The 11,091-nt window shown below is 55.0% G+C and carries 10 protein-coding genes; 7 read left to right on the forward strand and 3 right to left on the reverse strand.

All coding sequences use genetic code 11. From position 1 onward, the window contains the following. Positions 1-24 precede the first annotated feature (24 nt). Together JKK62_RS03275 and JKK62_RS03280 are read right to left on the reverse strand one after the other, a co-directional pair. A complete protein-coding gene (locus JKK62_RS03275) occupies positions 25-1,500 on the reverse strand; it encodes a pyridoxal-5-phosphate-dependent protein subunit beta (protein WP_201426976.1) in 1,476 nt (491 codons plus the stop codon). Between the two features lie 71 nt (positions 1,501-1,571). After that, positions 1,572-2,219, reverse strand: a complete 648-nt coding sequence (locus tag JKK62_RS03280) for a helix-turn-helix transcriptional regulator (protein WP_201426977.1) — start codon at positions 2,217-2,219, stop codon at positions 1,572-1,574. Positions 2,220-2,461: 242 nt separating this feature from the next. On the opposite strand from JKK62_RS03280, the gene JKK62_RS03285 reads away from it, so the two are divergent. The 6 genes from JKK62_RS03285 (at position 2,462) to arcC (ending at position 7,799) form a co-directional block, all read left to right on the forward strand. Further along, the gene (locus tag JKK62_RS03285) at positions 2,462-3,304 is read left to right on the forward strand and encodes a PHP domain-containing protein (RefSeq protein ID WP_201426978.1); all 843 of its coding nucleotides are present in this window, start codon (positions 2,462-2,464) and stop codon (positions 3,302-3,304) included. Between the two features lie 137 nt (positions 3,305-3,441). Further along, complete coding sequence (locus JKK62_RS03290; protein WP_207752125.1) at positions 3,442-4,647, forward strand: YgeY family selenium metabolism-linked hydrolase; 1,206 nt, start codon at positions 3,442-3,444, stop codon at positions 4,645-4,647. 45 nt (positions 4,648-4,692) lie between these two features. After that, a complete protein-coding gene (locus JKK62_RS03295; protein WP_207752126.1) occupies positions 4,693-5,184 on the forward strand; it encodes an endonuclease domain-containing protein in 492 nt (163 codons plus the stop codon). After that, a complete protein-coding gene (gene ygeW, locus JKK62_RS03300; protein WP_201426979.1) occupies positions 5,181-6,374 on the forward strand; it encodes a knotted carbamoyltransferase YgeW in 1,194 nt (397 codons plus the stop codon). Before JKK62_RS03295 ends, ygeW begins: the two co-directional genes overlap by 4 nt. A gap of 45 nt (positions 6,375-6,419) precedes the next feature. Continuing rightward, entirely contained in the window at positions 6,420-6,821 is a 402-nt protein-coding gene (locus tag JKK62_RS03305; protein ID WP_201426980.1) for an endonuclease domain-containing protein, read from the forward strand. A 24-nt stretch (positions 6,822-6,845) separates the two neighbouring features. Then, positions 6,846-7,799: a carbamate kinase gene (gene arcC / locus JKK62_RS03310; protein WP_201426981.1), complete on the forward strand. Its 954-nt coding sequence runs from the start codon at positions 6,846-6,848 to the stop codon at positions 7,797-7,799. Positions 7,800-8,035: 236 nt separating this feature from the next. Here arcC and JKK62_RS03315 read toward each other — a convergent pair whose 3' ends face one another. Further along, positions 8,036-9,316 carry an amidohydrolase family protein gene (locus tag JKK62_RS03315; RefSeq protein WP_201426982.1) on the reverse strand — a complete coding sequence of 427 codons (1,281 nt, stop codon included), beginning with the start codon at positions 9,314-9,316 and terminating at the stop codon, positions 8,036-8,038. Positions 9,317-9,684: 368 nt separating this feature from the next. Between JKK62_RS03315 and JKK62_RS03320 the strand changes: the two genes are divergently transcribed. Next, the gene (locus JKK62_RS03320; RefSeq protein WP_201426983.1) at positions 9,685-10,953 is read left to right on the forward strand and encodes a BMP family ABC transporter substrate-binding protein; all 1,269 of its coding nucleotides are present in this window, start codon (positions 9,685-9,687) and stop codon (positions 10,951-10,953) included. Positions 10,954-11,091: the final 138 nt, after the last annotated feature.

The raw sequence follows: 11,091 nt of genomic DNA on the forward strand, positions 1-11,091 counted from the left end.
AGTCAGCTGGCGCTGACAGCTCCCTTAGGAAAGGGAGCCGATTAATCCGACTTCCTTATTGAACGCCTCGATGTATTCATCGAGCTGTTCCGCCTGCTTATGCACCGCGTCCCAGGTGTTTTCGGTGTCATACCACAGGGCGTTGAGTTCCTCGACGGTTCTGCCCTGCTGTTCGACCCATGTGTAGTATTTGAGGTTATGCACACGCTTGCGCTCCTTGTAGGTCAGCTCCAGCATGTTGTCGTCCTTGAGGTTGAGGATGTGCAGGTTGTGGTCGAGCTCCGCCTTGTGTGCGTCGTATTCGCCGTACATCTCTGCGAGCTCCTTGATGCGGCTCTGATACATATCGGCGGAGTCGGTCAGCACGGTACCGAGCACATCGTTCTCGGTGAACTCATAGTACTTCGCCATCTTGATACAGCACAGCAGATTCGCGATACCCGAGATGCCTAAGAGGCTGAGCTGTTCGGCAAGCTCACGCTCAACGCCGACGGATACCAGATAATCGATACCCTCGGGTGTGTTGAACAGTCGGAGCAGTCGCTGGCTGTCCTCGTCGTCGATGTCAACCACCATGTCGGTGTTTTTGACGTTGTGGATCCACGGGATATGCTTGTCGCCGATGCCCTCGATGCGGTGACCGCCGAAGCCGTTGTCCAGAATGGTGGGGCACTGTAATGCCTCGCCAACGCCGAGCTTGAGGTTCGGGTACTGCTCCTTGAGGTAGTCGCCCGCGCTCATCGTGCCCGCGGAGCCGGAGGTGAAGCACGCGCCTGCAAAGCGATCCTTCTCGCCCTTGATCGCTTCAAACGCGTCCGCTAACGCGTGACCGGTGACGTTGTAATGCCACAGCGGGTTGCCCATCTCCTCGAACTGGTTGAAGATCATCACCTCGGGGCGCCGTCTGAGCTCCCATGTCTTGTCGAAGATCTCTTTGACGTTAGATTCACATCCGGGGGTCGCGATGACCTCGCCCGCGATCTTTGAAAGCCAATCAAAGCGCTCGCGGCTCATTTCGGCGGGCAGGATCGCGATACTGTCGCAGGACAGCAGCTTTGAGTTGAACGCGCCGCCGCGGCAGTAGTTGCCGGTGGAAGGCCATACCGCCTTGTGCTTTGTCGCGTCGAACTGACCGGTCACCAGTCTGGGCGCCAGGCATCCGAACGACGCGCCGACCTTATGACAGCCGGTGGGGAACCATTTGCCGACGATCGCGAAGATCCGCGCCTTCACGCCGGTGAGAGCGGAGGGCAGCTCGATGATGTTCGGGATCTCACGGAACAGACCGCCGCTTTCCTTGGGCTCATTCTTCCATGTGATACGGAACAGGTTGACGGGATCGACGTCCCATAATCCTGTGTGGCTGAGCTTTTCTTTGATCTGCTCGGGGATCAGCTCGGGGTGCTGCATCTGCTTGATGGTCGGGATGATGATGCCGTTCTCCCGCGCCTTTTCGATATTGTGTTGTAATCCTTCTTTGTTAACGGTAAAGTCGATCATAGGGTCCTCCTTTTATTTGAATGGAAAGTGGAAAATGGAAAATGGAAAATTGAGGGAGGGCGTTGCCCTTGTTAATTTGATTCGTTATCCTCATCCGTCAAGTACGAATAAAGCGTGAACTTCGAGATACCGAAGTAGGTCGCGATCTTGTCGCCGGATTTGGTGATCAGCAACGCGCCCTTGCTGTCCAGATAGCGGATCGCGCGCTGTTTGTCGTCCTTGTTCATCAGGGCGACGGGCTTGCCGATCAGCTCGGTGGATTTCCACAGCAGCTCGTCGAGCAGCTCGCCGACATGCGGCGTGATTTTCTCGGGCTCGGACGCGGTCGCGGGAGCGGTCAGCTCCGTCAGCGACGCGGCGGCGACGCTCAGGGCGGTGATGTCGTGGTTGATGGAGAAGATCGCGATCGCCTTGCCCTTTTCGTCGCGGATGTAGACGGTGGTGGATTTGAGCACCTTGCCGTCGGTGGTTTTGGTGAAGTAGCCGACGCGATCCTCGCGCGTCTGCTCCGCCTGACTGAGCTCCTCGAGCACCACAGCAGAAGCGCCGTCCCCGACACTTCGACCCGTCACCTCGCCGTTTTCGATGTAGATGATGGAGCTGTCGGCGGCGTTTTTGCCCGTCAGGTCGTGGATGGCGACCTCACAGCTTTTGCCGTAGTGCAGGGCTATGGCGTGCGCCAAGGAGCACAGGGTGGTTTTGAGTTGTTCGTTCAGCATATCATGCCCCCGTTTCCGCTGTCGATCTCGGCTTTGTCCGATGGGAGTCAGAAGCGCATTTCAGACAAATTTTTAGCCAATCTAAAAACTATTTATATTGTAATACATTCGCGTGGGTTTATCAATGGTTCCGCGCGAATTTTTTTGAGATTTTTTGCAGATTCCCGTGATATCCATCTTTCAAAATTAACCAGTTGATGATATAATCAATTATATGTATTAGAGCGAGAGGCGGTGCTCCTTTGAAAATATGTGATCTTCATACCCATTCTGTCTATTCCGACGGCACCTTTACGCCCGCCGAGCTGATCGACGGCGCGATCGCCGCGGGACTGTCCGCCATCGCCATGACCGACCACAATACCGTATCGGGGCTGAACGAATTCATTGCCGCGGGTGAGGGGAAGCCGATCGAGTTGGTGCCCGGCGTGGAGTTCACTACTGCCGACAACGGGATCGAGCTGCATATCCTCGGGCTGTTCATCAATCCCGAGACCCATTACACGATCAACAGCTATATCGACAAGGCGGCGACCCTCAAGGAAGAGAGCAACTATCGCCTTGTCAAGAGGTTGCAGGAGCACGGCTACGACATCACCTATGTCGAGATCCTCGAAAACTCCAAGGGACACGTCAATCGCGCCAACATTGCCGCCGAGCTGGTCAAGAAGGGCTATATCGAAAGCATCGACTGGGCGTTTAAGAACATCCTGCACAAGGACTACGGACTGTATGAGCCGCCCGAGCGCCTGTCGTCGATCGAGACCATCCGCTTCATCCGTGAGATCGGCGCCGTAGCGGTATGGGCGCACCCGTACTTCCACATGACCTTTGATCAGGCGGAGGAGTTTTTGCCGCGCGCCGTAGCCGCGGGATTGCAGGGGATGGAAACGATCTACAGCACCTATGATGACGCTACGACCGAAAAGGCAAAAGAGGTATGCCGTCGGTTCGGCATCTGTGAGAGCGGCGGCAGTGATTTTCACGGCGCGAACAAGCCGAAGATCTCACTCGGAAAAGGCTTTGGCAATTTGCAAATCCCCTATGATTTCTACGAAAGATTGAAGAGTCTGAAAAACACCTAAAAATCTTTCAGAAAACCGAAAATTTTATTTGACACAAGCCCGTGATGTAGTATAATAAAAGTGTAAAATATATTGCGCCGCGGCGTGTGAAATGCCTGCGGCATGAATTGGCTATGCCGAGAAAAAGGAGGATTACCATGATCGATTATTCCGCAATCAAAAAAGCAGCCGAAAATTATGAAAAGGACATGACCGCTTTTCTGCGCGAGCTGATCGCCATTCCCAGCGAATCTGCCGAGGAAGAGGGCGTCGCCAAGCGTATCGTCGCCGAGATGGAACAACTCGGCTTTGACGAGGCGTTCATCGACAAGATGGGCAACGTCCACGGCGTGATGGGCAAGGGCGAGAAGATCATCGCCTTTGACGGCCACATCGACACCGTCGGACTGGGGGAGCTCTCCAACTGGAAGTTCGATCCCTACAAGGGCTATGAGAATGAGACCGAGATCGGCGGACGCGGCGGAAGTGACCAGACAGGCGGCGTGGTATCCGCTGTCTACGGCGCCAAGATCATGAAGGATCTCGGGCTGATCCCCGAGGGCTACAAGGTGCTGGTCACCGGTACCGTGCAGGAAGAGGACTGCGACGGTCTGTGCTGGCAGTTCATCCATAACGAAATGGACATCACCCCCGAATTTGTCGTCATCACCGAGCCGACCGATCAGGGCATCTATCGCGGCCATCGCGGACGCATGGAGATCCGCGTCGAGGTCAAGGGCGTATCCTGCCACGGCTCCGCGCCCGAGCGCGGCGACAACGCGATCTATAAAATGGCGCAGATCGTGCTGGAGGTCAGAGATCTCAACGAGCATCTGCATTTTGATCCCTTCCTCGGCAAGGGCACCATCACCGTCACCCAGCAGTTCTACAATTCTCCGTCGCGCTGCGCGGTAGCCGATTTCGCGGCGATCTCGCTCGACCGTCGTCTGACCGACGGCGAGACATGGGAGAGCGCTCTGGAAGAGGTGCGCAACCTGCCGTCCGTCAAGGAGTTCGGCGCTCAGGTCAGCATGTATAAATACGAGCGTCCGTCGTGGACGGGGCTGGTCTATCCGACCGAGTGCTTCTTCCCGACATGGGTCATCCCCGAGGATCATCCCGCCTGCAAGGCGATGGTCGCCGCCCACAAGGGCATGTACGGCGAGCCCAGAGTCGACAAGTGGACGTTCTCGACCAACGGCGTTTCCATCATGGGTCGCTACGGCATCCCGTGCATCGGCTTCGGACCCGGCGCCGAGGCGCAGGCGCACGCTCCCAATGAGATCACATGGAAGGCGGATCTGGTGCGCTGTGCCGCTGTGTACGCCGCCGTGCCGATGAACTACAATGCCTCCCTTTCCTAAGGGAGGTGCCCCGGACACACGTGTCAAGGGGCGGAGGGTTGTCGTTTGAGTAAAGATAAACCTATCCCAAGGGAATTACAGTCCAGAAAAAACGCACGTACCTTAAGAAAGAATCCGACCAAAGAAGAAAACCATCTTTGGTATGATTTTCTGCGGAGTTATCCGGTACGTTTTCATAGACAATACGTCATAGAATCCTATATTGTTGATTTTTTCTGCCCTAAGGCAAAATTAGTTGTTGAATTGGATGGTAATCAGCATTACGAAACCGATTCGGCTTTGGACTACGACGTTAACCGTACAAAAACAATAGAAAGGTACGGTTTTTTGGTATTGCGATACACGAACCTTGAAATTCACCGACAATTCAAAAATGTATGTGAAGATATTGACCACCATGTGCAGGAGAGGCTGCAACCCTCCGGCACTGCGTGCCACCTTCCTCGCCGGAAACGGCTCCCCCCTTGTCCGCTTTGCGGACATTCCCCCAACGGGGGTACCTTAGGAAAGGGAGGCTCAGAAAGGAATCTACTATGACTAAAACAGCTGAACTCGCCGCAAAGCTCCGCGGCCTTGATATCAATGACATGTATGAAAACGACTTTTTCCTGACATGGGACAAGTCGGATGACGAGATCGCCGCCGTGTTCGCGGTAGCGGACGCGCTGCGCGACCTCAGAGAACGCAATATTTCCACCAAGATCTTCGATTCGGGTCTTGGGATCAGCAACTTCCGCGACAACTCCACCCGCACCCGATTCTCCTTTGCCTCCGCGTGCAACCTGCTCGGCTTGGAGGTGCAGGATCTGGACGAGGGCAAGAGCCAGATCGCCCACGGCGAGACCGTCCGCGAGACCGCCAACATGATCTCGTTCATGGCGGACGTCGTCGGCATCCGCGACGATATGTATATCGGCAAGGGCCACACCTACCAGAAGGAGGTCGCCGACGCGCTCAAGGAGGGCTATGAGGACGGTGTGCTGGAGCAAAAGCCCACCCTCGTCAACCTGCAGTGCGACATCGACCACCCGACCCAGACCCTCGCCGACCTTGACCACGTGATCCACTATTTCGGCGGCGTCGAGAACCTCAAGGGCAAGAAGATCGCCATGACATGGGCGTATTCGCCGTCCTACGGTAAGCCGCTTTCGGTACCGCAGGGCGTGATCGGTCTGTTCACCCGCTTCGGCATGGACGTCGTCCTCGCTCACCCCGAGGGCTATGATGTGATGCCCGAGGTCGAAGAGGTCGCCAAGGCGAATGTCACCAAGAACGGCGGCAGCTTTACCAAAACCAACGATATGAAAGAGGCGTTCCAAGACGCCGACATCGTCTACCCCAAGAGCTGGGCGTCCTTTGCCGCGATGGAGAGGCGCACCGAGCTCTACGGCAAGGGCGATTTTGACGGCATCGACAAGCTCGAGCAAGAGCTTCTCGCCGAGAACGCGACCCATAAGGACTGGGAGTGCACCGAGGAGATGATGCAGCTCACCAAGGAAGGCAAGGCGCTGTATCTGCACTGTCTGCCCGCCGACATCACCGATGTGAGCTGCAAAGAGGGCGAGGTAGCCGCGTCCGTTTTCGACCGCTATCGCGCGCCGCTGTATAAAGAAGCGTCCTATAAGCCCTATGTCATCGCCGCCATGATCTTTCTCGCTAAGGTCAAAGATCCCGCAACGGCGCTGGAGGAGCTGGAGGCGAAGGCTTGTAATCGAAAGGAATTTTAGGCTCCCTTTCCTAAGGGAGCTGTCGCGAAGCGACTGAGGGTTGCCATGAGTAAAGATAAACCTATCCCAAGGGAATTACAGTCCAGAAAAAACGCACGTACCTTAAGAAAGAATCCGACCAAAGAAGAAAATCATCTGTGGTATGGTTTTCTGCGGAGTTATCCGGTACGTTTTCATAGACAATACGTCATAGAATCCTATATTGTTGATTTTTTCTGCCCTAAGGCAAAATTAGTTGTTGAATTGGATGGTAATCAGCATTACGAAACCGATTCGGCTTTGGACTACGACGTTAATCGTACAAAAGTAATAGAAAAGTACGGTTTTTTGGTATTGCGATACACGAACCTTGAAATTCACCGACAATTCAAAAATGTATGTGAAGATATTGACCACCATGTGCAGGAGAGGCTGCAACCCTCCGGCACTGCGTGCCACCTCCCTTAGGAAAGGGAGGCTGAGGTTTCTGCTATGAAAAAAATTGTCGTCGCTCTGGGCGGGAACGCTTTGGGCAAAACCTTAACCGAACAATTAAAGGCGGTGGAATATACCGCCAAGGCGATCGCCGACCTGATCGAGGACGGCAATGAGGTCGTCATCACTCACGGCAACGGCCCGCAGGTCGGCAAGATCGACGCCGCGATGAACGCCCTGCTGCTCGAGGATCCCACCGAGGAGAAAACCTCGCTCTCGATGTGCGTCGCCATGAGTCAGGCGTATATCGGCTACGATATCCAGAACGCCCTGCGCAAGGAGCTGATGCTGCGCGGGATGTACAAGCCCGTCGTCACCATCATCACGCAGGTCGAGGTGAGCAACGACGATCCCGCGATGAAGCACCCGACTAAGCCGATCGGCAAGTTCATGACCCGTGAGCAGGCTCAGCGGTTGAAAGAGCAGTACGGCTACGCGATCGCCGAGGATTCCGGCAGGGGCTGGCGGCGTGTGGTCGCGTCCCCTCAGCCGCAGTACATCATCGAGATCGACGCCATCCGCGCTTCTCTGCGCGAAGGCTCCGTCGTCGTCTGCTGCGGAGGCGGCGGTATCCCCGTGCGCCGAAAGGGCGATTATCTCAAGGGCTGTGCCGCCGTCATCGACAAGGACTACTGCTCCGCGCTGTTGGCGGAAAACCTCAACGCCGATATCCTGATGATCCTCACCGCGATCGACAAGGTGAAGATCCGGTTCGGCAAGCCTGACGAGCGCAGTCTGGACAGTATGAGCCTTGCCGACGCACAGCGCTATATCGACGACGGCGAGTTCGCTGAGGGCAGTATGCTGCCCAAGGTCGAAGCCTGCGCGACATTCGTCAAAGCCGCCCCCGGCAGAAAAGCGATCATCGCCGCGCTGGATCAGGCGAGCGACGCGGTCAAGGGGAAGGCGGGAACAACCGTTTTTAATGAGGAATTAGGAATGAGGAATTAGGAATTTTGGGAAACGCTGTCGCGTTTTGAATGATAATAATGATATATAACAGTAACGCTCATGACTCTTTTGAAAAGCCATGAGCGTTGTTTCTTTCGGTGGAGATTGCCACGGAGTCAGGTTTGCTGACTCGTCGCAATGACGATTTATAATCGGGTGAGGGCAGCGCCCTCCGTCAATTTTTCACTACAAAAGGGTGAGGGCGAAGCCCTCCCAAAATTCCTAATTCCTCATTCCTAATTCCTAATTATCACATTCCCCCTGCAATACTTCGCCTCCATCGCCTTGACGTCGCCGCCGAGGTAGATCGCTCTCTCTAAGCGTTCCTGCAGGCTCAGACCCTGCGGATGGGGGAGAAGGCTGTCGTTGAGGATGACCACGTCACATTCGTAGCCCTCTTCAAAGGAACCGACCTTGCCGAAGAACGCGCCGCCGCCCTTGGTCGCCAGATAAAAGACCTCCGTGACGTTCAGCGGCTTTTTGCTCTGATCGACCAGCCGCCAGTACAGCCGACTTACCTGCAGCGCGTCCACCATCGCGGTAAACATGCTTTCGCTGTGACCGCCCGCCACATCCGAGCCCAGTCCGAGGTTCATGTCCAGCTCAAGGTATTTGCGCATCGGCGCGATACCCGATGCGACGTTGGTGTTCGACGCGGGACAGTGCGCGATGAACACGCCGTTTTCCTTCATCCGCGCGATCTCGTTGTCGTCGGAGTACACGCAGTGCGCCATCACGGTCTTTTGGGGCTTGCCGAACAGCCCGAAGCGGTCGTACGCCTCGCCGTAGTTCTCCGCCCACGGACACAGCTCCCTGACCCATTCCACCTCGCCGGGATTCTCGCTTAGATGCGACTGCACGCGCACGCCGTATTTTTTGCTCAGCTCACCCAAGCCCCGCATCAGCTCGTCGGAGCACGAGGGCGTAAAGCGCGGGGTGATGATCGGCGCGGTGTTTTTGTATTTGTGCTGTGTATTCAGGATAAAGCGCTCGGTATCGGCGAGGGATTCCGCTGCGCTCACCTCACGCAGGTTGTCGGGTGAGTTGCGATCCATGTTGACCTTGCCGACGTAGCTGACCATGCCGCTCTTATCGAGCTTATCCATCAAGAGCTCCGTCGCCTCTCTGTGCAGGGTGCCGAAGACCACCAGCCGCGTGGTGGCGCTCCTTTTGATCGCGTCGGTGAAGATGGTATACGCCTTGTCGGCATAGTTGAGGTTGCTGTATTTGCTCTCTTCGGGGAAGGCGTAGGTGTTCAGCCAGTCGAGCAGCTCCTTGTCCATGCCCAGTCCGCGGTAGGCGTACTGCGGCGCGTGGATGTGCAGATCGACCATGCCCGGTATGACCAGCATACCGCCGTACTCGCGCAGCTCGAGGTGGGCGTATTGCTCCGGTACTGTGCCGAACACACCCTTGCAAATGCCGTCCACACATACCAGATAGCCGTTTTCCCGTGTGACCAATGTATTCTTGTCTGCGGCATAGCAGATATCGCCGTGAATGATAAAGCTGTTCATACTGATCTTCCTTCATCCTGAGGTTGAGATTGCCGCGTCGGAACGAGGTTCCTCCTCGCAATGACAATCAGTAATGCGCCCTGCGGCGATCTCAGCCGAAATTATTCTTCGATCCTATTATAACGCGCCGGGTCGAACCTTTCAATATTATTCTGTATTTTTCCCCAACAGAATATAATAAGCGGTTGCTGTAGGCTTCTGTCTGCTCTTTGTTAAAAATGACAAAAAACTGTCATATTTCTCATACTAAATTTGACATAATAACGAATTGTAAAGTGTTGCCTTTTTATGTATAATTTATTTGTTAGGCGTGTTTCCTTTTTCGGAAACGCAGTAAAAAATCCTTATAAAAGTATTAGGAGGAAAAAATGAAGAAAATTATTGCTTTGCTTTTAGTCGCTCTGTTTGTATGCGGCGCGCTCGCAGCTTGCGGCGGCAACAAGCCTGCTGACAACAACACCGCGGCTACTGCGGATCAGAAGAAGTCTGACTTCAAGGCGGGTTTCATCTTCCTGCATGATGAAAACTCCACCTATGACCTCAACTTCATCAACGCTGCGAAGGCTGCTTGTGAGAACCTCGGCGTTGAGTGCATCCTCAAGACCAACATCGACGAGTCCAATGCCTGCAAAGAGACCGCTCTTGACCTGGTAGACCAGGGCTGCGGCTTTGTATTCGCGGATTCCTTCGGTCACGAGTCCTACATGATCGAGGCTGCCAAGGCTAACCCCAAGGTCCAGTTCTCTCACGCGACCGGTACCATGGCTCACACCGAGAAGCTCGATAACTATCACAACGCGTTCGCTTCCATCTACGAAGGCCGTTACCTCGCAGGCGTTGCCGCGGGTATGAAGCTCAACGAGATGATCGAGAGCGGCAAGATCACCGCCGATAAGGCGAAGATCGGTTATGTCGGCGCTTACACCTATGCTGAGGTTAAGTCCGGTTACACCTCCTTCTTCCTCGGCGCTCGCTCCATCTGCCCGACCGCTACCATGGAAGTACAGTTCACCGGTTCCTGGTATGACGAGACCCTCGAGAAGGAAGCTGCTACCACCCTGATCAACAACGGCTGCGTACTGCTTTCTCAGCACGCTGACTCCATGGGCGCTCCGACCGCTTGTGAGGATGCCGGTATCCCCGACGTTTCCTACAACGGTTCTACCCTCTCTTCCTGCCCCAACACCTTTATCGTATCCTCCAGAATCGACTGGACTCCCTACCTCGAGTATGCCATCAAGGCTGCTATGAACGGCGACAAGATCGATGCTGACTGGACCGGTACACTGGGCACCAAGTCCGTTGTCCTGACCGAGGTCAACGACAAGGCTGCCGCGAAGGATACTCAGGCTAAGATCGATGAGGTCAAGGCGAAGCTCGAGAGCGGCGAGATCCACGTATTCGATACCAAGGCGTTCACCGTTACCGTTGACGAGTCTAAGCAGCTCAACGTCGGCGCTAAGGTCGACGAAGAAGGCCATCTGACCAGCTACATGGCTGACGTCGATACCGACGAGGCTTTCGCGGGCGACACCGAGGTAATCGCTGACGGTTACTTCCACGAGTCCGAATACCGTTCTGCTCCTTACTTTGCTCTGGACATCGACGGCATCACCCTGCTGAACACCAAGTTCTAATTTAATGCTCTAATATCGTAAAGGGAAGCTGTTTTCACGGCTTCCCTTTACGTGGTTTATGTCATAGTGGTTAGTGGTCAGTGGTCAGTGAACAGTTTTGGCTGTTCCCGACGTTATCTGATTACTGAACACTGATCA

The sequence above is a fragment of the Ruminococcus difficilis genome (assembly GCF_016680995.1).